This is a genomic window from Elusimicrobium sp. An273, assembly GCF_002159705.1.
Classification (GTDB): domain Bacteria; phylum Elusimicrobiota; class Elusimicrobia; order Elusimicrobiales; family Elusimicrobiaceae; genus Avelusimicrobium; species Avelusimicrobium gallicola.
In genome coordinates this window covers 246,438-268,403 of sequence record NZ_NFJD01000003.1, presented here as the reverse complement: position 1 = coordinate 268,403, position 21,966 = coordinate 246,438, and the positions used below count along the sequence as shown (strand labels likewise).

Annotated in this window: 28 protein-coding genes and 1 pseudogene; 24 read left to right on the top strand and 5 right to left on the bottom strand. The window is 47.6% G+C overall.

What is annotated here, in order from left to right; genetic code table 11:
- The first annotated feature begins 68 nt into the window (after window positions 1-68).
- The 12 genes from B5F75_RS05560 to B5F75_RS05510 all read left to right on the top strand — a co-directional run bounded on the left by B5F75_RS05560 (window position 69) and on the right by B5F75_RS05510 (window position 8,625).
- Window positions 69-476 (top strand): terminase small subunit, encoded by a 408-nt coding sequence (locus B5F75_RS05560; RefSeq protein WP_087288795.1) that lies wholly within the window; start codon window positions 69-71, stop codon window positions 474-476.
- A gap of 7 nt (window positions 477-483) precedes the next feature.
- Window positions 484-1,698, top strand: a complete 1,215-nt coding sequence (locus B5F75_RS05555; RefSeq protein ID WP_087288793.1) for a PBSX family phage terminase large subunit — start codon at window positions 484-486, stop codon at window positions 1,696-1,698.
- 4 nt (window positions 1,699-1,702) lie between these two features.
- A complete protein-coding gene (locus tag B5F75_RS05550; RefSeq protein WP_087288791.1) occupies window positions 1,703-3,808 on the top strand; it encodes a phage portal protein in 2,106 nt (701 codons plus the stop codon).
- A gap of 3 nt (window positions 3,809-3,811) precedes the next feature.
- Window positions 3,812-4,441: an HK97 family phage prohead protease gene (locus tag B5F75_RS05545; protein WP_087288789.1), complete on the top strand. Its 630-nt coding sequence runs from the start codon at window positions 3,812-3,814 to the stop codon at window positions 4,439-4,441.
- Entirely contained in the window at window positions 4,434-5,630 is a 1,197-nt protein-coding gene (locus tag B5F75_RS05540) for a phage major capsid protein (protein ID WP_087288787.1), read from the top strand. The genes B5F75_RS05545 and B5F75_RS05540 overlap by 8 nt, the downstream gene beginning before the upstream one ends.
- Window positions 5,631-5,690: 60 nt before the next feature.
- Window positions 5,691-5,861, top strand: a complete 171-nt coding sequence (locus B5F75_RS07380) for a hypothetical protein (RefSeq protein ID WP_158093787.1) — start codon at window positions 5,691-5,693, stop codon at window positions 5,859-5,861.
- Between the two features lie 9 nt (window positions 5,862-5,870).
- Window positions 5,871-6,458 carry a hypothetical protein gene (locus tag B5F75_RS05535; protein ID WP_087288785.1) on the top strand — a complete coding sequence of 196 codons (588 nt, stop codon included), beginning with the start codon at window positions 5,871-5,873 and terminating at the stop codon, window positions 6,456-6,458.
- Entirely contained in the window at window positions 6,455-6,796 is a 342-nt protein-coding gene (locus tag B5F75_RS05530) for a hypothetical protein (RefSeq protein WP_087288783.1), read from the top strand. Before B5F75_RS05535 ends, B5F75_RS05530 begins: the two co-directional genes overlap by 4 nt.
- Before the next feature lie 70 nt (window positions 6,797-6,866).
- Entirely contained in the window at window positions 6,867-7,241 is a 375-nt protein-coding gene (locus B5F75_RS05525; RefSeq protein WP_143351263.1) for a hypothetical protein, read from the top strand.
- Window positions 7,238-7,645, top strand: a complete 408-nt coding sequence (locus B5F75_RS05520; RefSeq protein ID WP_087288779.1) for a gp17 family tail completion protein — start codon at window positions 7,238-7,240, stop codon at window positions 7,643-7,645. The genes B5F75_RS05525 and B5F75_RS05520 overlap by 4 nt, the downstream gene beginning before the upstream one ends.
- Before the next feature lie 24 nt (window positions 7,646-7,669).
- Window positions 7,670-8,212 carry a hypothetical protein gene (locus B5F75_RS05515; RefSeq protein ID WP_087288777.1) on the top strand — a complete coding sequence of 181 codons (543 nt, stop codon included), beginning with the start codon at window positions 7,670-7,672 and terminating at the stop codon, window positions 8,210-8,212.
- On the top strand, window positions 8,212-8,625 hold the full coding sequence (locus B5F75_RS05510) for a hypothetical protein (RefSeq protein ID WP_087288776.1): 414 nt from the start codon (window positions 8,212-8,214) through the stop codon (window positions 8,623-8,625). The genes B5F75_RS05515 and B5F75_RS05510 overlap by 1 nt, the downstream gene beginning before the upstream one ends.
- 211 nt (window positions 8,626-8,836) lie before the next feature.
- On the opposite strand, the gene B5F75_RS07375 is transcribed toward B5F75_RS05510, so the two are convergent.
- Window positions 8,837-8,974: a hypothetical protein gene (locus B5F75_RS07375; RefSeq protein ID WP_158093786.1), complete on the bottom strand. Its 138-nt coding sequence runs from the start codon at window positions 8,972-8,974 to the stop codon at window positions 8,837-8,839.
- Between the two features lie 232 nt (window positions 8,975-9,206).
- Between B5F75_RS07375 and B5F75_RS05505 the strand changes: the two genes are divergently transcribed.
- The 7 genes from B5F75_RS05505 to B5F75_RS05475 are packed head-to-tail and all read left to right on the top strand — an operon-like array spanning window position 9,207 to window position 16,214.
- Complete coding sequence (locus B5F75_RS05505) at window positions 9,207-11,069, top strand: hypothetical protein (protein WP_143351262.1); 1,863 nt, start codon at window positions 9,207-9,209, stop codon at window positions 11,067-11,069.
- A complete protein-coding gene (locus tag B5F75_RS05500) occupies window positions 11,066-11,779 on the top strand; it encodes a hypothetical protein (protein ID WP_087288772.1) in 714 nt (237 codons plus the stop codon). Before B5F75_RS05505 ends, B5F75_RS05500 begins: the two co-directional genes overlap by 4 nt.
- On the top strand, window positions 11,776-14,166 hold the full coding sequence (locus tag B5F75_RS05495) for a hypothetical protein (RefSeq protein WP_087288770.1): 2,391 nt from the start codon (window positions 11,776-11,778) through the stop codon (window positions 14,164-14,166). The genes B5F75_RS05500 and B5F75_RS05495 overlap by 4 nt, the downstream gene beginning before the upstream one ends.
- A 3-nt stretch (window positions 14,167-14,169) precedes the next feature.
- Window positions 14,170-15,276 carry a hypothetical protein gene (locus tag B5F75_RS05490; RefSeq protein ID WP_087288768.1) on the top strand — a complete coding sequence of 369 codons (1,107 nt, stop codon included), beginning with the start codon at window positions 14,170-14,172 and terminating at the stop codon, window positions 15,274-15,276.
- Between the two features lie 2 nt (window positions 15,277-15,278).
- Complete coding sequence (locus B5F75_RS05485; RefSeq protein ID WP_087288766.1) at window positions 15,279-15,578, top strand: hypothetical protein; 300 nt, start codon at window positions 15,279-15,281, stop codon at window positions 15,576-15,578.
- Complete coding sequence (locus tag B5F75_RS05480) at window positions 15,575-15,796, top strand: hypothetical protein (RefSeq protein WP_087288764.1); 222 nt, start codon at window positions 15,575-15,577, stop codon at window positions 15,794-15,796. The genes B5F75_RS05485 and B5F75_RS05480 overlap by 4 nt, the downstream gene beginning before the upstream one ends.
- Before the next feature lies 1 nt (window position 15,797).
- Window positions 15,798-16,214: a glycoside hydrolase family protein gene (locus B5F75_RS05475; RefSeq protein ID WP_087288762.1), complete on the top strand. Its 417-nt coding sequence runs from the start codon at window positions 15,798-15,800 to the stop codon at window positions 16,212-16,214.
- A 67-nt stretch (window positions 16,215-16,281) separates the two neighbouring features.
- Here the strand turns inward: B5F75_RS05475 and B5F75_RS05470 are convergent, their stop codons facing one another.
- On the bottom strand, window positions 16,282-17,163 hold the full coding sequence (locus B5F75_RS05470) for a KilA-N domain-containing protein (protein WP_087288759.1): 882 nt from the start codon (window positions 17,161-17,163) through the stop codon (window positions 16,282-16,284).
- Window positions 17,164-17,244: 81 nt separating this feature from the next.
- Between B5F75_RS05470 and B5F75_RS05465 the strand changes: the two genes are divergently transcribed.
- The 3 genes from B5F75_RS05465 to nrdD all read left to right on the top strand — a co-directional run bounded on the left by B5F75_RS05465 (window position 17,245) and on the right by nrdD (window position 18,508).
- Complete coding sequence (locus B5F75_RS05465) at window positions 17,245-17,556, top strand: hypothetical protein (protein WP_087288756.1); 312 nt, start codon at window positions 17,245-17,247, stop codon at window positions 17,554-17,556.
- Window positions 17,540-18,058, top strand: coding sequence for a hypothetical protein (locus B5F75_RS05460; protein ID WP_087288754.1), 519 nt, complete (start codon window positions 17,540-17,542; stop codon window positions 18,056-18,058). Before B5F75_RS05465 ends, B5F75_RS05460 begins: the two co-directional genes overlap by 17 nt.
- A 270-nt stretch (window positions 18,059-18,328) precedes the next feature.
- A complete protein-coding gene (gene nrdD / locus B5F75_RS05455; protein WP_087288752.1) occupies window positions 18,329-18,508 on the top strand; it encodes an anaerobic ribonucleoside-triphosphate reductase in 180 nt (59 codons plus the stop codon).
- A gap of 270 nt (window positions 18,509-18,778) precedes the next feature.
- Here the strand turns inward: nrdD and B5F75_RS05445 are convergent, their stop codons facing one another.
- Genes B5F75_RS05445 through B5F75_RS05435 form a run of 3 tightly spaced genes read right to left on the bottom strand, consistent with a single transcriptional unit; the run spans window position 18,779 to window position 21,073 of the window.
- Window positions 18,779-19,084 carry a SpoVG family protein gene (locus tag B5F75_RS05445; protein WP_239406351.1) on the bottom strand — a complete coding sequence of 102 codons (306 nt, stop codon included), beginning with the start codon at window positions 19,082-19,084 and terminating at the stop codon, window positions 18,779-18,781.
- Window positions 19,041-20,006, bottom strand: a complete 966-nt coding sequence (gene ispE, locus B5F75_RS05440) for a 4-(cytidine 5'-diphospho)-2-C-methyl-D-erythritol kinase (RefSeq protein ID WP_087288748.1) — start codon at window positions 20,004-20,006, stop codon at window positions 19,041-19,043. The genes B5F75_RS05445 and ispE overlap by 44 nt, the downstream gene beginning before the upstream one ends.
- Window positions 20,003-21,073 (bottom strand): toxin-antitoxin system YwqK family antitoxin, encoded by a 1,071-nt coding sequence (locus B5F75_RS05435; RefSeq protein WP_087288746.1) that lies wholly within the window; start codon window positions 21,071-21,073, stop codon window positions 20,003-20,005. Before B5F75_RS05435 ends, ispE begins: the two co-directional genes overlap by 4 nt.
- 205 nt (window positions 21,074-21,278) lie before the next feature.
- Between B5F75_RS05435 and B5F75_RS07785 the strand changes: the two are divergent.
- Window positions 21,279-21,338 (top strand): annotated as a pseudogene (locus B5F75_RS07785) (prepilin-type N-terminal cleavage/methylation domain-containing protein); the annotation flags it as partial.
- Window positions 21,339-21,710, top strand: coding sequence for a hypothetical protein (locus B5F75_RS05430; protein ID WP_239406350.1), 372 nt, complete (start codon window positions 21,339-21,341; stop codon window positions 21,708-21,710).
- The last annotated feature ends 256 nt before the right edge of the window (window positions 21,711-21,966 follow it).

Sequence of the window (21,966 nt, the reverse complement as noted above, 5' to 3'; positions counted from 1 at the left end):
TTTTTTGGTACACATCTGACGAAGCCCCGCGACCGCGGGGCTTTTTGTTGCCCCGCCGAGGTTAATATATGGCGGCAAAGAAGACAAAAGCTGCAAGACTTACAAAAAAACAGGTCAAATTTTGCAAAGAATACTTGCATACTGGCAATGCCACAGAATCGGCTCGTCGGGCAGGATATTCCGCTAAATCTGCCTATTCTATTGGTGCAGAAAACCTGAAAAAACCTGAGATTCAAGACGCTCTTTCAAAAGAGGGCGCTAGAAATGCTGCCAAATTTAACTACACGCTAGAACAGCATGTGGAAGAACTGGACCACCTCAAGGCCCTTGCTTTGGCCGCGGGAGAGTTTTCCTCAGCCGTAAAGTGCGAGATAAGCAAAGGGCGCGTTATGGGCTTTTACATTGAACGCAAAGAAGTTGCGCTTGATATGGAACCGCGCAATTTTGTTTTTGAAATAGTCCAAGCAAAAAAGTGATAGTGCTATGCAAGTAAAAAAATTAACTTGCACGACGGTCTTTGAAAAAAACTACAAAAATCCGGCGCCCACCATTGTAAATGTGGGAAGCGTGCGCTCTAGCAAAAGTTATTCTATACGGCAATGCCTCATTGCGTATGCATTGCAATATGCGGGATTGCGTATTGGTGTTTGTCGCAAAGTTGCTAGTACCTTACAACACAGCGTAATCAAACCATTTGTTGCCGCTTTAGTCGATTTTAACGTTTATGACAGGGAAAACTTCAATAAAACAGAACGTTATTATGTGTTTGATTTTAAGGATGGAAATTCGGCACAAAGCGATATTTTGTTTTTTGGGTTGGACGACGTGGATAAGATTAAATCCACGGAATTTAACGTTATTTGGTTGGAAGAAGCCACTGATTTTAGCTTTGATGAATACAGCTTTTTGCTAACCCGTTTAAGTGCCCCAAAGCCAATAGGATGGGAACAGAACCAAACGATTTTAAGCTTAAATCCAGGCGACGCGCGGGGGTGGATAAAAACAAAGCTCTTGCCTCAAAAGGGCGTGTGTTTGATTAATAGCACTTATAAAGACAATCCCTTTTTAAGTGAAGACTATATAGTCAGTTTGTTAGCAATGAAAGAGACCAATCCCAGACTTTACAAAATGCTTGTTTTGGGCGAGTGGGGACAGACGGAAGGGCGGATATTTGAAAAGTGGCAGTTATACGATGATGAAAGCGCGCCTAAAGAATTTGATGGCACGGTATTGGGATTGGATTTTGGGTTTAATCACGCCACGGCATTGGTACAGTGCAGCTTTAAAGAAAACGAGGTCTATTTGCGAGAACTCATTTACAAAACGCATATAACCAATACAGAGTTGATCGCGCTTATGGACGCCCTAGGGGTGCGCAAAGACTTAAATATTATAGCCGATAGCGCAGAACCGGACAGAATCCGCGATATAGCCAATGCCGGGTATATTTGCTCCGGAATTAAAAAGACTACCGTGCTAAACAGTATAGATACCGTAAAAAAGTACAAAATTTTTATTCACAGAGACAGTAAAAATTTGCAGTACGAGTTTGAAAATTATGAGTGGAAGAAGAATTTAGACGGGCAGTATTTGGACAATATAGAGCCCAATAAGCAACGTGATGATGGTATTGCTGCTGTGCGCTATGGCGTTCAATTTTACGACACTACGGCGAATGCTATGACGCTGGTGTATTAAAATTATGATGAAGATAAAAGAAAAACTGCAACGCTTTGGAAGAAAATTATTAGGCATTAACGGCGATGTTTCCCCCTCCGGCTGGGTTACTGTATCCGGCACGGCATACGACGATGAGCGTTTGCGCAATAGCTTTTTGGAAGCCAATATCCGCGCCATATCTACGGCGTTTTGCAACGGGGAAATCCGCCTGCACTCTGCCGACGGGGAGGAAATCCCCTACGAGCGCAAGGGTGTAAATCCGCTTTTGGATTTATTGTATCAGCCCGCGCCGTTCCTTACCGAAAATTTGTTTAAACAAATCGTAAGCGCGCAGTTTTTAGTTTACGGCGACGTGTATATTTTGAAAGACGCGCGCAACAACAGCGGTCAACCCACGCGCTTAATCCCTATCCCCGCCCCGTCGGTGGAAATTATTTACGATAGCCATACAGGTTATCCGGCCCGCTATCAGGTGTCCACCACCAGCGGCTCCTATAACGTGCCCGCAGAAGATATGATGCACGTCTATGAAGGGGTAGCGGATACGTTGTTTGAAGGCAGAAGCCGAGCCGCGCTGTGCACCTTGGACGCAAAAACCATACAGGCCGCCAAGACGTTTAATTTGGCGTTTTTTAAAAACGGAGCCAGCGTGGGCGGGGTAGTTACCTTCCCCGATAATGTCAATCTGTCGGCCCAGCAGCAGGCGGAAATTTTGGCGTTTTTTAATGACCGGCACCAGGGAGCGGATAAAGCGCACCGCACGGCTATTTTAGGTCGCGGCGGCAAATACGAAAGCCACAAGACCAGCCACAAGGATATGGAGTACGCCGAAGGGCAAAAGTTTTCCATGCAGCAAATTTATTCCGCCATGGGCGTGCCGCCCGCGCTGGTGGGTTTATTTGAATACGCACCGCAGTTTAACACAAAAGAACAGCAAAAAATATTTTACGAAACTACCGTCATGCCGATGGCGCGCCTGTTCTCCGACGCGTTTAACGAAAATTTGGTCGGCGATTTTTACAAAAACGAAGATGTTTATTTAGACTACGATTTTTCCAAAGTAAAAGCCCTTGAGAAAGACTGGTCTGTATTGGCCGCCGCCGCCGCACAGCTAACCACGATATGGCCTATTAACGAAGTCAAGCGCGCCTTGGATTTGCCTTTTAGCGACTTGCCAGGCGGGGACGAAGCCCCAGACCCGATATTAAACGCTTTTGGCGGCTTTAGCGCGGGCAAATTACCGCAGGGGTATAAAGGTGTATCCCGCGCGGCAAAACGCGCTCTGCGGCCCAATTCTGCGCAAAGAAGGTTTCATAAAAAAGCCCGCTTGCGGCTGATTGAAGAACAAAGCGAGGTAATGCGCAAGAGCATTACCGACCATTTCAATACGCAGGCCGAACAGGTGCGCGCCTGGATTAAGGCCAATGAAGATAAAACATTTAATTACGATGAGGCTCTGGGAGGTATGACCGCCCAGCGCAATGCACTGTTAGCTTTGAAGGTGCCCGCGTTAAGCGAAATTTACAAAGCCGGAATATTGTTTGAACAGGACTATTTGCAGTTGCTGGACCCCGAAAAAGACTATCGGTTTTTAAGCAAAAAAGATACCTACGACCGCGTGGCCCAATGGGCCCAACAGTACGCTTTCAAGTGGGCCGACAGCATAGAGCGTACGACGTGGGAGCGGCTGGATAAAATCGTCAAAACGGGTATTGCCAATGGCAAAAGCAACCGCGATATTAACAATGTTATTTTGCAATTCTTCGCCGAAGAAGGATATGAGCCCGCCGATTTGATAGCAGAGCCTGCGGGCGACAGCGTGCGGCACGTCAGCATATATGACCGCGTGGGGATAATTACCCAAACCGAAACGCGCGCTACGATTTCGGAAGCGCAGCTGGAGGCATACCGCACCACGCCGTTTGTAACCGGCAAAGAGTGGATTACCACAATGGGCGTTATTGACCACCACGAGGGGCATTTGGAAATGGACGGGCAAATAGTAGGTATCAATGAAAAATTTAAAAATCCGGCAACGGGGCAGGAAACAGAAGCCCCTGGGCAGTTTGGTACGGCAGACCAGGATATTAATTGCCTGTGCGACATTGCGCCGGTGGTAGAGGATTAAAAAATGGACATAAAAAAATACGAAGGGAAGAAAGAGTTTGTATTAACCGACTTTAAGGAGCTGGAAACCGACGGCGTATTACGCATAAGCGGCTACGCCAACAACAAACACATCGCCGACAGATACGGCGATATACCGACGGAGTATAACCGCTCCTACGTCTACGAACTGGAAGAATACCGCCGCAATCCCGTATTGCTTATGGACCACGATCATGATGTTTCGCACATGGTCGGCTCGGTTACCAATATTTTTGAAGATGAAAAAGGGCTTTACTTTGAAGCCGAAATCTCCAACAGCGACCTACCGATAATTAAACACGCGCGTCAATTAATCAAAGAAGGCCATTTAAAGACCGTATCTATCGGCGGTGTTTGGCTCTATGAAGATTTGCAAAATCCGTCGCATTTGACGCTGGCTAAAATCTTTGAAATCTCTCTGGTGGCTGTTCCGGCGGATACCTATGCCGTATTTGCGCCTAAAACGCCCGCAGAGCCTGCGAAAAGCGCGGCGCGTATGGACTTGCGCTCGGCGTTTGGAAAATTGGCCGTATTTGAAATGAAACAGAAAATAAGCAAATTTGAAGCAAAATCAAAACAGCCCGATTTTGGGCAAGGAGCGAAGAATGGATAAAGAAAAAACCGCACAGGTTTCGCCCGAAGAGAACGGGCTGAAATCTTTGACCGAAAAATTGGACACCGTCCTGCAAGCCGCTGAAGAAGCCAGCGCGAAGGCCGCAGAAGCCGATGCGCGCGCCAAAGAGGCGGAGAAGAGAGCGCAGGAAGCGGAAGCGAAATCCGCTAAACTGTCCGATGAACTGACCGCCGCCAAAAACGCGCACGCGGTTAATTTCACACCGAAAGCGCAGGTAAAAACCTTTGAAGAAAAAAGAAAAGGTTTCCGCGACTTTCTGACCGACGTGAAAGCCGCGCGCTTTGGCAATGTCAAAGCCGCGTTGCAGGCCGGAGCCGTTACCGGCTCTTATTTGGTGCCGACGGGCTTTTTGCCCGAAGTGTTGGATTTACTGGGCACCAATGACGACCTGATTGCGCAGGCGCGCCGCTTGCCCTGGGGTATTGAAGGCGACAGCCGCACTATCCCCAACCTGGTAGCCCGCTCTACCTGGGCCTTTGTTGGCGAAGGCGCGGCTAAACCCGTGAGCAATCCGACGTTTGGCGAAATCACGCAGAAGCTGGCCAAGCTGTCCTGCATCGTCGTCGTTACCGATGAACTAATGGACGACACGACCATTGACCTGCCCGCGCTGTTTGCCGAACAGGCCCGCGCCGGCCTTATTGATACGCTTAATGACTGGCTCTTTAACGGCGACGGCGACGACCGCGACGGTATTTTAGGCGCGTCTGGTGTGCAGTCCCCGAGCGTGACCGGCATTACCGACTTGCTCCTGCTGAAGCAGGCCGTGCCCGTGTTCGTGCAGCGCAGCGGCAAGTTCTACCTTGACAATGCGCTTTACAACGAACTGGCCTCCATGGCCCGCATTAATGCGCCTGCCTGGCTCTATTACGAAGAAGGCAAAATGCGCGTGGACGGCAGTGAAGTCGTGGCCCTGGACAGCGACCTTATCGGTGCGCGCGGTGCCGTGTTCGGCGATTTGAAAAACGTCATCTTCTCGCCGAAAAACGAGTTTGCTATCCGCTACAGCGACGTGGCTACCGTTGTGGAAGGTGAAAGCCCGTCCCAGACCACGCATCACCTGTTCCAGGAGAACAAACAGGCTTTCCGCTTTGAAATGCGTGCCGATATCTCTGTCGTCGGCTCCGTCTGGGCGAAAGCCACCGTGCCTGCCGCTGTGGGCGCCTAATCGTGTTTCATAGGCAAGGGCGGAGTTTAACCGCTCCGCCCACCTAAAAGGAAAAAAATTATGACTAAAAATTTTGAACTGAAAAAATACAAATTCAAAGAGGCGGTAGGCCCTTACAAGGCCGGAGCCATCGTCGTGTTTAAAGACGTTGACGCGAAAGCGTTTGAAAAGTATATCGTCCCTGTAGACGATGTAAAAGAAAAAACTATCCGCAAGGCTGATAAAAAATAAGGGGCTTTTATGGCGGGGGAATACATACTTGATTTGGAAACGGTAAAAGAAATTACCAAAGCGAAGGACGACGCGCAGGCCGCGGCGCAGATAGGGGCCGTGCAGGAACTGATGGAAGCGTATTTAAACGTTACCTTCATTAAGCGCGACATCGCCGACGAAGCGGTAACGTTGCCGTACAAAAAAATCAGTATTATTTCCCCGCAATACGCGCCGATAAATTCTGTCAAAGAAATTAAAGTTTTGCAAAGCGACGGCAGTTATCAGGCGGCGGCGGATATAAAGTATTCAATCGGCAAAGAAACCGTGCAGATATTGGCGGGCAGTTTGTTTGTGCCTGGTGTTATGCCGCGCCCTGCGGGGCAAATTGCCGCGCTTAAAATCAGTTATAACGCGGGTTTATACGATGACTATACGCAAGCCCCCGCGCTGTTAAAAAGCGCGGCACAAGGGCTTTTGGGCTGGCTTTACGCAGACCCTTACGCTATGGGCGGATATTCTTCGGAGCACTTATCCGATTATTCGTACACAAAGGCGGCTCTGGTGCGCGGCTTGCCCGAAGGCATTGCGTCTATATTGGATAAGGTGCGTTTATGAGTTTTGGCTCTTTGCTTAACGATACCTGCAACATATACGCCCGCGTGGAAAGCGTGGACGAAGAAACGGGCGAGCAGATTTTTACGCAGGAACTTGCGGCGGAAAACGTGCCCTGTGCCTTTCAAAATGGCTCCGGCGCATTAGACAGAAGCGGGCGGCTGGTAACGGGAAGCAATACGGACAGGCTCTATTTATTCCCGCCGGATTTTGAAATTTTAAAAACGGTGCATATCGTGGAAGTACGCGGAGCGAAGTTTCGCATCAGCGAAGTGAAAGATATGGGCGGGCGCAAAAGATATTTACGTTTAGACTTGGAGCGGGTAGCGTTGGATGATTAAATTGACTGTTAAAGGACTTAACGAACTGGTCCGCAAGTTGCAAGAGGAAGAGCGTAACGCGGTTTTAGCTATGACGAAAGCGCATAGCAAGGTAGCCGCAGATGCTGCCTCCAAATTAAAACGCGGGCTTTCTTTCCGCGCGGGCCGGAGCCCGAAGGATAAGAACTATCAAAACAGCCCCGCCGGCTCTTTGCCCTATGCGCATACATTGCGCTTGCGCGACAGTATCGGCTATAAGATTTTGGCTCAAGGCCGGCGCGTTTTTAGCGAAGTGGGAAGCGGAGCCGGTGCCTCGTCGGTGGAGTATGCGAAGTATTTAGAAGGCCGCAACAACGACGGGATACGCCCGTTTTTATGGGCGGTAAAAAACGATTATAACCCCGAAAAAATAAATAAAAAATTTTGGGAATATTTTAAACCTTTATCGGGCGGTAGCGGCAAATGATTGAGAATATCGTGCTTAAAGTGTTAAAAGCGGACAGCGCACTGGCGGCGTTGGTAAGCACGCGCATATACCCCGATATGGCGCAGGTTAAAACCCTGCCCGCCGTCGTTATGAGCGCGGACGAGCCGACCAGCCCGATTAATGAGCCGTGGGCGTATACGCAAAATTTGACTTTTAACATATACGCAAAAACGATAAAGAGCGCGCAGGACGTGCGAAATCGCATATACGATATACTCCAGCAGTACGATACATTCTTTTGCGCCGATTTGGCAAAAAGCGGGATTATTATACACGAGGCGCACGCGGTAATGGGCAGTGTGTCTAATCATTTCCCGCTTGACACCGAGCAGGCGCAGGAAAAAGTAGTTTCGTTTGATTTTTATTTCACAAAATGCGCCTAAAAAAGCGCAAAAAGGAGCGAAAAAATGGCAGGAACACCTAGCAAAGAATGTCAGAACATTGTTCTTTCGGGCATTAAAAAAATGCTCATTGCGCCATTGGGCGCAGAGAAAACCGCCGCGCGGGACGTTGGCTTTACTAACGGGAATGTCACCCTTACCGCCGCGTTTGAATACGCGGACGTAATGGTAGACCAGTCGCTAATCCCCGTCCGCCGCATTGCCACCGCCGTAAATTATAACTTTGCGGCTCCGCTGGCCAGCATGTCTTTGGAAAATCTGGCTATTGGGCTGGGCGTTGAGTTTGGCGAAAATGGACAGGCTACGCTGGCGCAGGAACGCTACTACCAGGTATGGCTGGAAACCGACGGGCCGGTAAACGACGAAGGCGAAAAGGCCGTGCGGGAAATCTACTTCCCCAAAATTGCGCTGGGCGGCACTACGGAACTGGCCTTCTCCCGCACCGATGCGCAGACGGCAAACCTTGAGGGCGTTATTATCAACTGCCCGACCGAGGACGGAAATGCAAACTTTTTGCAGATTACGGACACTTACCCCGAGGCGGCCTAATGTTCACATTCAAAAAAAGCAAAAAGGAATTGGATATTACAGACGCGATAAATCGAAAGAAAGCGACTATCACTATCGGCGGCCAGCCGGTAGTGATAGAAGCCTTCAAATTATCTAAAGCGTTGGAACTGATAAACATTTTCGGCAAAATGCCGGATTTGATTAAGCTGGCCACCGCCGATTTGCCCGCGTTTAACCGTCTTTTGCTTGCCAATTTGCCGCAAGTGTTGGCCTTTTGCGTGCCAAACGCAAAAGATATAAACGCCGATGATATCACGCTGACGGAATTTGCAGATTTGATTTTGGCCGTTTGGGCCGTCAATGATATGGAGCGAATAGTTTCAAATTTTACGACGGCGGTGCAGTCAATACCAAAAGCAACGCAGGTTTTGGCTTCATCGCCAAAATCATAAACGAATTTTTTGGGAAAAGAATAGATGATTTAACACTTACGCAAATAAACGCTTATGTTTTGGAGTACGTAAAAGCGCAGAAAGCCGAAGCGGAAGCGATTAAACACGCGGGAATAAAGACAAAACATTTAACGCCGCAAACGCCGTTAAATGCGTTTAAGCAAATGGGCATTAAGTTAAAGGTAAACAAGGGAACAGATATGAGTAGAAACTAAGACTTAAAAGAGAGAATCCCAGCTAAAAAATGGATTAAAAGACCTCCAAAAACAAGCGCCTCTATTTTTTCCATAAAAGAGGATTGTCCCCAGTCTTTACCATAATTAGCTTTAAATATGTCGTTTAGTGTCATATCTATATTGTAATTGATAGTAAGGATTTTTTCAATGTCAGAAGAACAAAAAACAATAATTAGTATTTTTTCCATTTATGACAATAAAGGCGATATAGCAGCTCAAAAAGGAATGGAAGGCGTTGCTAAAAAAGCCGAAAAAGTAGGCAAGGCTAGCGTAAGTGCCGGCAAAGAAGGGAGCAACGCGTTCAACCTTTTACAGTCAAGCATTGCTCGGGTTGCGGCTGCATTTATGGCGGCTAAAGGAATTATTGAGTTCTTTTCTTCCAGCGTAAGCGAATACCAAGAGCATGCGCGCAACGTTAATATGTTGGCGGCGGCCTTTCAAAATGTGGGCTATACAGCCAGCGGGGCTATGCAGCAGGCGTTGGCGTTTGCCGACGAAATGGAACGCTCTACGGGCCTGGACGGAGAACTGTTTATAAAGGGACAGCGCGCATTGGCTAACTACGGAGTGGTGGGCGCGCAGGCGCAAGAGGCTATACGCGCCGCGTTTGCGTTATCGGCCAACCAAGGAATAGCGTTTGAAAGCGCTTTGCAATTGCTTACCCGCGCCGCCGCCGGAAGTACGGCTACATTAACGCGATACGGCGTTGTATTGGGCGAGAATGTAAAAGAAGGGCAGGAATTTGAAGCGGCGGTAAAACAAATTAATGAGCAATTTGGCCCGTCGGCACAGGCCGCTATAGGAGATACTACGGCCAAAATGGGCGCGTTGCGCGAAGCCTGGGGCGGCTTTAAAGAAGTAATCGGTCAGGGCTTAAACGAAGGCCTTGCCCCTGCCGTGGAATGGCTGACGGAGGCTATGTTGTGGCTGCAAAAGGCGTTTGTGGCCGGCGGCAATTCTTACGACTGGTTTTTGGGAATTATTCAAGCAGGTACCGCCGGAGCGCGGGCCGTTATATTAAATTTTGCCGATGTGGCCTTAAAAGCGTTTGGCAAAATCGTGGAAATCGGTAACAAATTGCACCTTATCCCCGACGGTGTAGCAGAGGCCGTGAAGAGCGCGGAAGAATGGATTTCGCAGGCTGCGGACAACGCGGAACAGCAAACGGCAACGCTAAACAGAATGCGGCGGGGAATTACCGAAATTTGGCCCGCAGAGCAGAAAATTACTGAAGAACAAAATAAACAGTTGGAAATCCAGGCCCAACAAATAAACGCCGCGCGCCAAAAGAAACATCAGGCGCAGGGCGAAGCGTCGGCGCAGGGCGAAGTTACTAATGAATTGGAACGTCAGCAAAAAATTTTAGACAATTTAGGGCTTTCTTCTTCAAAGGATTTAAAGGGATGGAACAGAAACGCCGATAACAGCGAGCCTGGCCCAACGGGCGCAGAAATATTCGCAGGCGGAGACAGCGACCTGGGCGGCGCGGCGGATGCCGTCGCACAATATGACGCGGAAGCGGAACGGCTGGAAGAGCTGCGCGAACTCAAATTATCTTACATTGAGCAGGAAATTTCTGACGAAACATTAAAACAGGAAGCTCTGCGCAATTTGGAAGCGCAGTATAACCAGCAAAAACTTGAGAACGACAAAAAGCAGGCCAAAGCGCGGCAACAGGTCTACGGTACGATGTGGTCGGCCCTCTCCGGCCTTGCCTCTTCCGAAAATAAAAAAGTAGCGACTATCGGCAAAGTAGCCAGCATTGCGCAGGCCACAATGTCCATGTTTACGGGCGCGGCAAAAGCGTTAGAACTTCCATTCCCCGCCAACCTGGCCGCAGTGGCTACCGTATTGGCGCAGGGCGCGGCTCTGGTGCAACAAATTGAAGCGGTTAAATTAGCCAATGGCGGCCTTGTGCGCGCCGTTACGGGCGGCGTAAACGCGGTTATTGGCGAAGGCGGCAGCGACGAAGCAGTACTGCCTTTGGACAACACGCAGGCTATGCGTCGTATCGGAGGGGCCATTGCAGAAGAAAGCGACGGCCTGGGCGGCTCTGTGGTGGTAAATGTCAATATCAATGCTTCCGGTGGATTACAGCCGTTTTTGGAGCAGCTGACCGAGGCTACGCAAAACGGCGTAACGGAAGCGTTACGCTACGCCAACGTGGCCGTTAAGGCGGGTAACGCGCAAGGGGGTCTTACGGTATGATTAAGCGGCCTTTCATTTTTTTAACACAAGACTACGGCAAAATGATTTCAAACGGGAGCGGGACGGACCTGTCGGGGCAGTTATCCAATATCAATATCCAAAGTTTCCCTTACGAACTGACTTTCTTCTTTACAGACCGCTGGGGCAATATTACCAACCGCAAAGTAGATACGCTGATATTGCAGGATACTACGCTGGTCAACGCTACCATATCCGCCGCCGACAGCACGGGCAATTACAATACGCTTTTTACCGTGTCCGGCAATACCGATAATACCTTTATGCTCAAGGCCCAGCAGGCGGTTACTACTTCATCTTTGAAGATAAGCATAACGGCGGACGGTAACCCAGGCACCGTAACCGTTGGGCGGCTTATGCTGTTTGGATACATATGCGACCTGTTCGCGCTGACGGACGCGACGTTTAAAAAGGATACCAACCAGGGCAGCTACCGGCTGGTGTCGGGCGATATCGTGTATTATGGCGACTATGACAAATTGAGGACGAAGTTAAAGACGGAGAATTTGCCGGAGGCGCAATTTAAGGATATTACCGCCGCCGTGGACGAGAGCAACCAGCTGACCATGCTCCCGTTTTACGATGATGAAATCGGCGGTATATACGAGTGCTACGCCGACCCTGAATATTCTTTCTCACTGGACAGAAAAACGGGCCTGTATGCGCTGGATTTGGAGCTTGAAGAATTATGATTACACTTCCGGCGGCGTTGGCCGCAAAATTAAAAAGCAATGATTTGCGCGGGATAAATCCCATTGTTTGGCTGTACCGCAATAAGTGGGACGCGCAGGCCAATACTTTTGCGCCTGAAACTACGCCGATAGACATTACGGAGCAGGTTATTAAATGCGGCACGCTTTCCACCAAATTGGACGTGGGCGAAATTAACGAATACACGGCTAGCAATGTAACATTAACGATATCCGACCCGCAAAATCATTTTGTAGAGGGTACGCCTAAAAGTTATTTCCCCGAGGGATATCAAATTTATGGCTCGCGCATTGAGCTATACGCGGGCACCGATACCAACAATATGACACCGCTGTTTTACGGTGTTATCCGCTCTTTGCCTAACCATAAGCCGGAAGAGTACCAGCAGGATATATCCGTCGTTTCGGCGTTGGAACTGTTGGACGACGTGGAAGCGAAGGATTTTTCCACGCCGTACACGGGCGAAAAATTGACGTTAGACCACAGAGACGACGACGCGGGGCCCGTTTACCGCACGGCCAACACGGGCGTGGGCGGCTTTAACGCTGTTTATGCTAACGGCTCCGTACTTGTGGAAGGTGTGGACTATGAGGTTTCACAGCTGGGCGAATATTTAAAACCCGCCCTTGTGGAAATAATCAATGAGGAATTTTATTCTGCAACTATTACAGCGGATTATTATTGTTGGCGACGGAATTTGACCGTTGAAGAAATTATGGGCGGACTTTTAGACGTTTCAAAATGGCCCGACGATAAAAGAGATATTCAACACGTTATTTGGAACTCTTTGGTGCGTCAGCCTTTATCGGCTGATGTTCGCTTTGGCTTGGGATACTATCAAAATGACGAAGGAGAGTATATCTCAAACTGGCTGAATGTCCGCGATAACGCCTGGGCCAATACTACGGCTCGGGATGAAAATACCTACACACGCCGGAGCGTTTTTTCTGCAAATTGGGAAACAGAATTCACTTTACGGATTGATGACTTGAGCGGTGCCACATCTGGTTTTAACGGTTCCTACGCCGTCGGCTCCGGCACGTCTAATTGGCTTCACGGGATAAATAACGGTATTGTTATCGCCGCCGTGCGCGTGGATAACCAGGCTCCTAGAGGGCTTTATATAGGAGTTGGAAGGGCCGTGAATGCGAATTTAAGTTACAGTTATAGGACGGACGTTTATTCGCCAGTTTCTTATTTAGAAATAGCCGTCAAAATTCGCAAAATTAACAATCAAATTACAGTGTTTTTCGGCGGGAAACAGGTAGCTCAGTTTAACAATGCAAATTTTAACGTTGACCGCGAAGTTATGTATGGCTCGCGAAACCAAAGAATAAGCAATTTAGGCCAGGTTTGGCGAATGTTGGACAGTAACGGAAACGCCGTCAGCCCCGATTTAAGCACGCCGTCAATAATTTCCAATGTTTTGGAATTGGGAGATGAGGGCGGATACTGGGGGGCGGTATCTGCGACACTAGAGGGCGAAGGCGGGCAATATCAAAATGAAGTTTTTATATCTTCCGACGGACAAAATTTTACTTCGGCGGGAAATTTTGATATCGGAAGCGACATAGGTCGCTCTGAAAATTATTTATATTTCGCGTTAAAAATCAGCTCGCCTCCGCCAGCAAGTTTTAATATTTCAAATTTAATAGTGTTCAAATATGCAACGGGTATGGTCATTGACTTCATCAACCTTGAAGGACAAACCGTGTTGGAAGTTATCCAAGACCTGGCCCTTATAACAGGATACGAGTTTGGCATAGACCGAAACAATGTATTTTTCTTCCGCCCGCGCCAAACGAGCACGCAGCCCGTCGCGGTTTTAGACGAACTGGAACTGGTAAAAATTGACACGGTAACGCGCAATTTTAACGAACTGGCTACAAAATTGACGCTTACCTTTGCCGCCGCGCCGCTTGAATTTTACGCCAATACGGGCACGCGCCCTACGCCCGTGGACAAATACGGCGTCATTGAAAAAGAGATAGATAAGCCGCAGTTAATCAACTACGATAACCCCGAGCTGGCGCAGGCCATAGGGCCGCAGTTATTGGCTATCTATTCGGAGCTCCCGAACATTATAACCTGCACAGGTAAATTAAACTTGGCCTTGGAATTGGGCGACATCGTCAATTTGAAGCGGGAAATGCCGCTGACGATTAACCCCGAAGCGAGCGATTACACGAAGTATGAAGGTCTGAACACATTTTACCGCGCGTGCAAAATTACGGGATTAAACTACGATTTCCAAAAGCGGCAAATCAAATATACTTTGCGCGACGTGAGTAACAACAACAATGCCCCGGTGCGCAATTTTTACGAATACCAAACCAAATTCCCGACGCCGTTGGACTATAAGGAGTAGCCTATGAAAATTGATGATAAAGTGGACGCAGTATATATACCCGATAGCCCTAGCCGCATTAAAGCGACGGACTACAACCAGATTAAGAACGAAATACAGGAGTGTATCACCCTTGCCGGTTTAACGCCGACGAAAGACGTGATTCAATTGCCGGAAGCCCTAAAAACGCTTACCCAGCAAAGCGGCGCGGAAGAAGTGGCCAAAATTGAAGCAGCTGGACAGGAACAAACGAGTTCTATAAATTCTACTGGAGCCACTCAAGTACAAGCAGTCAATGCTGCAGGAGAAGCTCAAAAAACGTTGGTGGAAAACACTGGTATGACGCAAATATTCGAGGTACAGGCGGCAGGAGAAAGAACCGTATCTCTAGTTGAGCAGGCCGGTGCAGACGCGGCTCAATTAGCAAAAGATTGGGCTATTAAAACAGATGGGCCAGTTGCAAGTGGGGAATATTCTGCCAAAAAATATGCTCAAGATGCCGCGCAAAGCGCCACGGCTATTAATCCAGATACGTACGTCAAAAAAGCTGGAGACACTATTGCTGGGATACTTCAAATTAATGCAGTAGGAAATGAACTTCGTTTTATACACCCTGATTATCCTGATTATTTGGGGTTCATCAGAAGAAGCAACGAAAGTCTTGTTATTGGAACAAAAAATTCTGCTGGAACTTGGTTAAAGTCTTTAACTATAACAGATGCTTCTGTTTCCGCATCAGTGCCTTCCCCCGATGCAAACGGAAATGAAGTAGCGACTGCAAACTGGGTGCGGAATTTGATTTCTGGACAAACTTTAGTAAAAGACTATATCATTGATAGTTATTCTGACGACTCAGGTAACTGGTACCGCGTATACAAAAGCGGCTGGGTTGAACAGGGGGGATATGTTTCTGCCGTTGCACAAGATTATCAAACCTATGTACACACATTCATTAAACCATTTGCCAGCACGAATTATTTCTTTAAACATATTTATATAACGAACAATGTAACAACTTCTCCAATATACTTAATGAATATATCCAATCCGACAACAACAAGTGTTACATTGTACAACTATGCAAATTTTGTAACAGGTTTTAAATGGTACGCCTGTGGGCAAGGAGCTTAAATATGGAATTTGAAATCGGACAAATTGTAGATAAAGAAAATTATACGCAAGCCGCTATTTGGTGCAATAAAAACGGAGCGCACATTGAAAAGCAGGGCGAAGATTATGTAATTATGGCTAATCCTGAACCAGCAGTTCCTACGGCCGAAGAACAGGTGCGAACCAAAGAAGCGCAAACGGGCCTTACTCGTGCGGTGAGGGAACTGGTGCTTGCGGAAGGCTCTGGGGCTAGCGAGTATGTAAAGGCCAAAGCAAAGGAAATAGAGGCTTTAGCCGCGCCGCTTCGGGAGGCCGACCAATGACGCCGGACTTTTTTAATGCCGCGTGGAAAATCGCTGCCCTTGTGTTTGCCGCTGGCGGAATGTGGAGCGAGCTGCGGGCCATCCGCAAGGACATCGCCCGCCTGGAAGCCAAACAGGACAAATATAACACGCTCCAGGAGCGTGTCGCGCGCCTAGAAGACAGTTGTGCCAACGCACATAAGCGCATCAGCGAACTGCATTACAACCGGAGGGACTAATATGGATTACGAAAAATTGGCGGCAAGGATTCGCAAAAATGAGGGACTTTCCCACAGACCTTACCGGTGTTCGGCCGGCGCGCTGACGATTGGATATGGGCATAATTTGGACGCCAGGGGGATTTCCAAAGAGGTGGCCGAACTACTTCTCAAGCAAGATTTGGAAATTGCGGAAAAGCAGGTTAAAAATGCTTTCATTTGGTGGCCCAAAATGGATGATGCGCGCCTGGGCGTGCTTATTGAGATGTGCTATAACCTGGGCCTTTTGGGGCTGGTAGGTTTTAAAAAGATGTTAGCGGCCGTGGAAGCGGGCGATTATAAGCGTGCGGCCAAGGAAATGCTGGACAGCAAGTGGGCGTTTCAAGTAAAGGGCCGCGCGGTGGAACTTTCCAAAATTATGGAAACCGGCGAGTGGTAAATAAAAACCCCGGCACATGGCCGGGGAATTGTTCTTTGAAAATTAAGAAGAGAAGAAACAGAAATAATTAGCTGATTTTCGTTTGATCAGGTAATTCAAACATTCCTTGTTCGGGAAGGTTCTTGTTAAGAATCCTCTTTTCTTCATTGGCTTGTTCGGTTAATAATCGTAAGCGTTCAAACTGGGAAAGCCCCTGTTTTATTAGCTCAGCGTTTTTATGTTCTAAATTGCTGATAATAGCTAACTCGATAGCAGAAGCATAATCGCGAATGTTTTCTGTTTTTTTGCGATTTTTATTTTCTCGTCTCCAGTCTGCAGCAGTTTTACCAAACATTGCCATATTTACAACATCGGCTTCTTTTGCATATTCGAATCCTTCTTTCCATTTGGGAACATTAATTAATGGAAGAATATGGTTTTTAATTGCATCCGTTTGAAGGCGATAGTTTACTTTAGCAAGGAAACGACCTGTTTGCCATTCTACTTTTGCTCTTTCTGCTTCAATGTATTTTAATCGTTGAAATTCCTTGATGATATAAAGTTTTAATTCGGGGCTGAGCCAACTGGCAAATTCTAGAGCAATGTCATAGTGGGCAAAAGTGCCACTTCCGTAGCGTCCGGTTTTGGCGTAAATTCCAATGGCATTAGTTCGTTCAACCCACTGTTTAACGCTAATATTAAACCGGTTTACTCCCGACTCATTTTTAATCCCCTCGAATTCGTGGGGATTAAAATTAATGTTGTTAATACTTTCCCATACTCCGAGAAATTCTATGGTGTTTTTATTTCGGAGCCAAGAATGAATAAGGACATCAATTCCTTGAGAATTTGTAGTAAATTTTTTAGCAATATCCGAAATACAAATATATTCCGAACCTTTTTCTCCGGATATATTGCGGAAAGTAATGTTTTGAACGGTTAGTTCTCTCGTGGTGGATTTTGGGGTCATATCAACTCCTTGTTAAGATATTTTGGCAAAAATAGTCACTATTTGCAAGGATGTAAATAATAAATAAAAAGGAGCGAAAAAATGAACATATATGTCTTACTCTGCCTCGCGGCGGTAGCCGTTGTGGGGCTTATTGAATGGGTTAAGAACTTGGTAGAAAAGTTTTTGACCGTTCCCGGCTGGGTGTGGTCTGTGGTTGTGCTGGTGGCTTCCATTGGATGCGGATTTTTGGCCGTATATGGGGCGGACGCGACGGCGCACACGCCGCAAATGGCTGTGCTTTTCGGGCTGGGTGTGTTGGCTCTTTCGCAAATTGGCTACGATGGCTTGAAAACGGCGATTATTAAACGCGCCGAAAAAGCGTTGGGCGTAGACAGTGAAAAAGTTAATTAGAATTACAGCCCTGCTCGTAATAGCGGGGCTTTTGTTTTCAAACTGGTGGCGCGGGCGGCAGATAGACAAACTGGCGGCCCAGTCCGGCACGCTTTCGGACAGCCAGGCCGCTCGGGTTGTGGTTAAGGATAATAAGCTGACAGCCACGGTAAGGCAGCCGGACGGGAGTGTTAAAACAGAAGTGAGGTATCTGCCACCGGAAGGCCACGCGGAAGTGGTGCAACCCACGGACGGGCCTACGGAAATCAGCGTAAAGCGCGCCGGTTTTACTTTTCGGCCGGCTGTGCAGGGGTTGTTGGGCAAGGAGTTAAAAGCCGGCCTGGGCGCGCGTTTGGTGTACTTTGACAGATACGGCGCCGGCGTGGGGCTGGATACGGATTTGGAAGGATATTTGTTTGTGGACCGCCGGCTGGACGATTTGACGGGCTTTCTTAAAAATACCACGGTCGGCCTATATGGCGGCCGCGGGCGGCTGGGTGTGTTGGTGGGGGTGTACTTTTGAGGTGCCCGCAGGCAGAATTTGACCGCTATTTGAGCGAGGCTATCTGTAAAAAATATGGCCTTCCGTGTCGCGTGGCGTGCAGAAGCTGCCGAGAAAATATCGGTAACTGACATGTAGGATATTTTTATTTTGCACCTTAAAATAGAAATTAAGTGGCGATTATTTCTACAATTATCAATTTTCTAAAAATTGATAATTAGCTTCCAAAAATCGGCCCAAAAATGGAAGCTAACGAATTAGCTTCCAAAATTAGGTAGGCTGGGGGAATTTATGACCAAAGAAGAAATCAAAGCGAAAATCAATAAGTTAAAATCCGAACAAACTGCGTGCCACGGCACCCCCTGCGAGGTGTACAGCCGTGTGGTTGGCTATCTGCGCCCGGTGCAGAGCTGGAACAAAGGCAAAAAAGAAGAATTTAAAATGCGGGAAAAGTTTAGCTGGGAGTGTTAGTTATGCTGACATTTTGCTGACACGGCTACTGTCTATTATCGCGCTTGTCGCGTTTACCGCGATAATTCTTTTCTGACGAGAAAACGCCTTTTTTATATTTTTAGACATAAAAAAGAGGGCCTTTGCAGGCCCTCTATATGGTTTCCGGACTAGGACTCGAACCTAGAATGACTGGACCAAAACCAGTAGTGATACCATTTCACCATCCGGAAGTAAATTGTTTCATCACAGCTAAAGCAAGATGAATAACGGAAAATCTGTGCTGAACCCTTATTGTGCGTCTTGGCCGCTTTCTGCGGCGTTTAAGTTATAGTTGGAATCGCCGCTTGTTTTCTGGATGCCTTCAGGATTCTTTTTTAATTCTTCCTCGTAGGCTTTCAAAACATTTTGCTCCAAGTATTCCCGAAATTCCTGATTAATTGGGTGAACCATATCTTTATGGGTACCGTCGGGCAATTTTCGGGAAGGCATACAGAGAAACACGCCTTTCGTCCCTTCCACAACTTTCATATTGCGAACTACGAAGGAATCGTCAAACGTTACACTGGCGAACGCTTTTAGGCGATCCTCCCCCATAAGATGTATCCTTATTTCCGTTATTTTCATCCTTTAAGCTCCTATGAAATGTCGTAGAGAAAACTATCCGTTCCTCGTTTTGTAATTTATTTACCAAATCTTTTGCATCCTTTTCAGTTTCAACTAAAGCAAAAACCGTGGAGCCGGAACCGGACATTAAAACTGCATCTGTATTTGTTTTTCTCAAATCGCGCAGCACATTTCGTACAGAGTTTGTAAAAGGAACAACGCAATCCTCCAGCCGGTTGAACAACAAATGTTTCCATCCGGCCAGCGGATAAGCACATCTTATATCTGTAATTAATTTATCTAAATTAGAGCGGTTTGTCAAGATTTCTTCTTGAGAAGGAAGTTTTAACCGGGCAAATACTCCCTTGGTGGGGACGACCGTGTTGGGATATACCAGTACCAGCCACGGAAGCGGCCCCGGGGCGGGAACCGGCGTTAATTTTTCGCCGATGCCTTCCCCTTTTAGGAAAGTTTCTTCATACATAAATACCGGCACATCCGCCCCCAGTTTGGCAGCGGTGTTGAGCAACAGATTTTTATCTTTTTTAAATAACTCGCACAGCGCCAGCAACACGCCCGCCGCATCCGAGGATCCTCCGCCCAAGCCGGCGCCGGTGGGGGTATGTTTTTCAAGCTGCATGTTGATTTTTGCCCGAAGGTGGAAATAATCCAAAAAAGCCTTCGCCGCCCGGCAGGCCAGATTGCTTTCATCCGCCCGGAGCATCGGGCCGACGGGGCCGGTTAATTGTAACGAAATTTCGGTTTGCTCGGCCGGTTCCGCTTCCAGCACCAGCGTATCGCCAAAATTTATTTTGGCAAACAGCGTGGCCAATTCGTGGTATCCGTCCGGGCGTTTGCCGGTGACTTCTAAAAATAAATTTACCTTAGCAGGGCAAAAGCGTGTGGTCTTCATTTGGTTGTCCTGTCCGTATTATGCACCAAAGAGCCCCAATGGTATTCTTCCGCAGAGAGAAGTTCGCCGTTTTCTGCATAAATGCAGCGGCGCCCTTCCAAGAGGCCTTCGGTATAGAATTCTTCCAAGCGGGTTTTGCCGCTTGCAAAATAGCCAAAGCGTTCGCCGTCCAAACGGCCGTTGTTGTAATTCTCCCGGTACCATAAAGATCCGGTAGGAAAATACAGCAGCCGTTCTCCCTGGCGTTTTCCGTCTTCATAATTTTCTTCGATTTCTTTGCAGCCGTTTGGATAGTACGAAATGCGTTTGCCGTTTAAACGGCCGTGTTTATACGTTTCTTCTTGGCGCAGGGTGCCGTCCTTTTGCGTAACGGTGCGGCGTCCTTCCAAAAACGAATTTTTATAGGTGCACTGGGCGTGGAGCATATCATTTTTAGTGGGATTAAAATACTCCGCCGTCCCCTGCAAAATACCGTTTACATATTCTTCCTGCGACAGAAGAACCCCGCTGTCGGAGTAGCGCTTAACGGTGCCGTTTAATTTATTGCCTTTGTAATGCGCTTCCGTTTTGACCAGGCCGTTATCGTTAAATTCTTTTACTTCTCCGTCGGGAATTTGTCCCAAAATTTCCAGGGTGGCGCCGTTGGAAGCAAGGGTTTCTTCCGCCACTTCCTGTCCGTTGCAATAAAAGGAGTTGGTGTTTTTACTGCTTTTTAATACGGTTCCCGGGTAATTGCGGACGGCTTTTTCTTTCTTGGTTTGTACATCCGTCGGCGTGTTTAAATTGCGTTCTGTAATGCTTACTAACTTTCCGTTTTCGTATTGTTCGCTGTAGGTAACGGTGTTGTTGGTCAGGTTAATGACTTCAAATTTGCCGTTGAGCTTTCCGCCCAGCAGGTTTTTAATGGTGGCGGAGGAAACGTTGAATTCTGTAATTTCTCCGTCAGGAAGTTCGCCCGTTGTGTTGACGATGTTTTGTTCTTTATCCAAAAATTCTTTTGCCAGCGGAATCGCCCGGTAATACGTCCGGCCCGAAGGGGTGGAAACACAAATAATTTTTTCTTTCATTCCAGTTCTCCTGTCGCTTGCACTCATTTTACAATACTTTTCCTGTTGCGTGTTGGGAATCTCTTTTTAGGGAAAGTCTTTTCTTTTTCTAAATTTTTGTTAGAATGCTTTTAAAGAGAATTTTATATTAAAATTTTCTTTTTATGTGCTAGCAGTGATTATAATCAACTAGAGAGGAACTCCTGCGTTTACACATAAAAAGAAAGCATTTACGCTGACCGAATTACTGGTAGTTGTAATAGTAATTGGCGTATTGGCGGCCGTGGTGCTTCCTAAATTTAGCAAAGTGATAGAAACGCGCAAAACGACGGAAGCGGAAGAACTGATGGCGGCTGTTCGTATTGAGCAGGAAAAACGTTGTGCCTTGGATAAGGATTATATATCGGATTTGTCCAAACTGTCCGATATTGTGCCTTCCAAAGAGACGAAAAACTTTGTTTATAATGCCAGCACTACCGGCATCGAAGCCCAGAGCAAGGGAAAATATGGCTATACATTAAAAATGCCGTCCTATAGAGACGGCCGGCTGTGCTGTGAAAATGAAGAAGAATGTCTGAAACTAAACAAGGACTATCCGTTGTGTTCAGAATTGATTGCCCGGGCGGATTATCAAAGCGGGGAAGAGTGCGCCGGTTAATCGCTGAGCATTGCGTGTGTAGGCTCTTCCACGCAAAGTTGCGGATGCCAAAACAAGGGCACGCAAACCCGCACCTGCGATACGACTACCGGAAGGTGGAGTTCTTGGAGCACGTGCAGCGCTCCCTTAATCTGCTCTTGCACGGCCGAAAAACCTGCCACTACGCAGCGGTGTAACTTTTGCGGTACTCAAACGCGCAGTGTAAGCTGTGATTCTGCCACGGGAGAGTGGTCGGTTGGTGCCTGGAGTGCGTGTG

Bases quoted from the DNA above. Each gene is read 5' to 3' on its own strand.
- B5F75_RS05560 (WP_087288795.1), top strand. From the start codon at position 69: ATGGCGGCAAAGAAGACAAAAGCTGCAAGACTTACAAAAAAACAGGTC.
- B5F75_RS05555 (WP_087288793.1), top strand. From the start codon at position 484: ATGCAAGTAAAAAAATTAACTTGCACGACGGTCTTTGAAAAAAACTAC.
- B5F75_RS05550 (WP_087288791.1), top strand. From the start codon at position 1,703: ATGATGAAGATAAAAGAAAAACTGCAACGCTTTGGAAGAAAATTATTA.
- B5F75_RS05545 (WP_087288789.1), top strand. From the start codon at position 3,812: ATGGACATAAAAAAATACGAAGGGAAGAAAGAGTTTGTATTAACCGAC.
- B5F75_RS05540 (WP_087288787.1), top strand. From the start codon at position 4,434: ATGGATAAAGAAAAAACCGCACAGGTTTCGCCCGAAGAGAACGGGCTG.
- B5F75_RS07380 (WP_158093787.1), top strand. From the start codon at position 5,691: ATGACTAAAAATTTTGAACTGAAAAAATACAAATTCAAAGAGGCGGTA.
- B5F75_RS05535 (WP_087288785.1), top strand. From the start codon at position 5,871: ATGGCGGGGGAATACATACTTGATTTGGAAACGGTAAAAGAAATTACC.
- B5F75_RS05530 (WP_087288783.1), top strand. From the start codon at position 6,455: ATGAGTTTTGGCTCTTTGCTTAACGATACCTGCAACATATACGCCCGC.
- B5F75_RS05525 (WP_143351263.1), top strand. From the start codon at position 6,867: ATGACGAAAGCGCATAGCAAGGTAGCCGCAGATGCTGCCTCCAAATTA.
- B5F75_RS05520 (WP_087288779.1), top strand. From the start codon at position 7,238: ATGATTGAGAATATCGTGCTTAAAGTGTTAAAAGCGGACAGCGCACTG.
- B5F75_RS05515 (WP_087288777.1), top strand. From the start codon at position 7,670: ATGGCAGGAACACCTAGCAAAGAATGTCAGAACATTGTTCTTTCGGGC.
- B5F75_RS05510 (WP_087288776.1), top strand. From the start codon at position 8,212: ATGTTCACATTCAAAAAAAGCAAAAAGGAATTGGATATTACAGACGCG.
- B5F75_RS07375 (WP_158093786.1), bottom strand. From the start codon at position 8,974: ATGACACTAAACGACATATTTAAAGCTAATTATGGTAAAGACTGGGGA.
- B5F75_RS05505 (WP_143351262.1), top strand. From the start codon at position 9,207: ATGGCGGCTAAAGGAATTATTGAGTTCTTTTCTTCCAGCGTAAGCGAA.
- B5F75_RS05500 (WP_087288772.1), top strand. From the start codon at position 11,066: ATGATTAAGCGGCCTTTCATTTTTTTAACACAAGACTACGGCAAAATG.
- B5F75_RS05495 (WP_087288770.1), top strand. From the start codon at position 11,776: ATGATTACACTTCCGGCGGCGTTGGCCGCAAAATTAAAAAGCAATGAT.
- B5F75_RS05490 (WP_087288768.1), top strand. From the start codon at position 14,170: ATGAAAATTGATGATAAAGTGGACGCAGTATATATACCCGATAGCCCT.
- B5F75_RS05485 (WP_087288766.1), top strand. From the start codon at position 15,279: ATGGAATTTGAAATCGGACAAATTGTAGATAAAGAAAATTATACGCAA.
- B5F75_RS05480 (WP_087288764.1), top strand. From the start codon at position 15,575: ATGACGCCGGACTTTTTTAATGCCGCGTGGAAAATCGCTGCCCTTGTG.
- B5F75_RS05475 (WP_087288762.1), top strand. From the start codon at position 15,798: ATGGATTACGAAAAATTGGCGGCAAGGATTCGCAAAAATGAGGGACTT.
- B5F75_RS05470 (WP_087288759.1), bottom strand. From the start codon at position 17,163: ATGACCCCAAAATCCACCACGAGAGAACTAACCGTTCAAAACATTACT.
- B5F75_RS05465 (WP_087288756.1), top strand. From the start codon at position 17,245: ATGAACATATATGTCTTACTCTGCCTCGCGGCGGTAGCCGTTGTGGGG.
- nrdD (WP_087288752.1), top strand. From the start codon at position 18,329: ATGACCAAAGAAGAAATCAAAGCGAAAATCAATAAGTTAAAATCCGAA.
- B5F75_RS05445 (WP_239406351.1), bottom strand. From the start codon at position 19,084: ATGGGGGAGGATCGCCTAAAAGCGTTCGCCAGTGTAACGTTTGACGAT.
- ispE (WP_087288748.1), bottom strand. From the start codon at position 20,006: ATGAAGACCACACGCTTTTGCCCTGCTAAGGTAAATTTATTTTTAGAA.
- B5F75_RS05435 (WP_087288746.1), bottom strand. From the start codon at position 21,073: ATGAAAGAAAAAATTATTTGTGTTTCCACCCCTTCGGGCCGGACGTAT.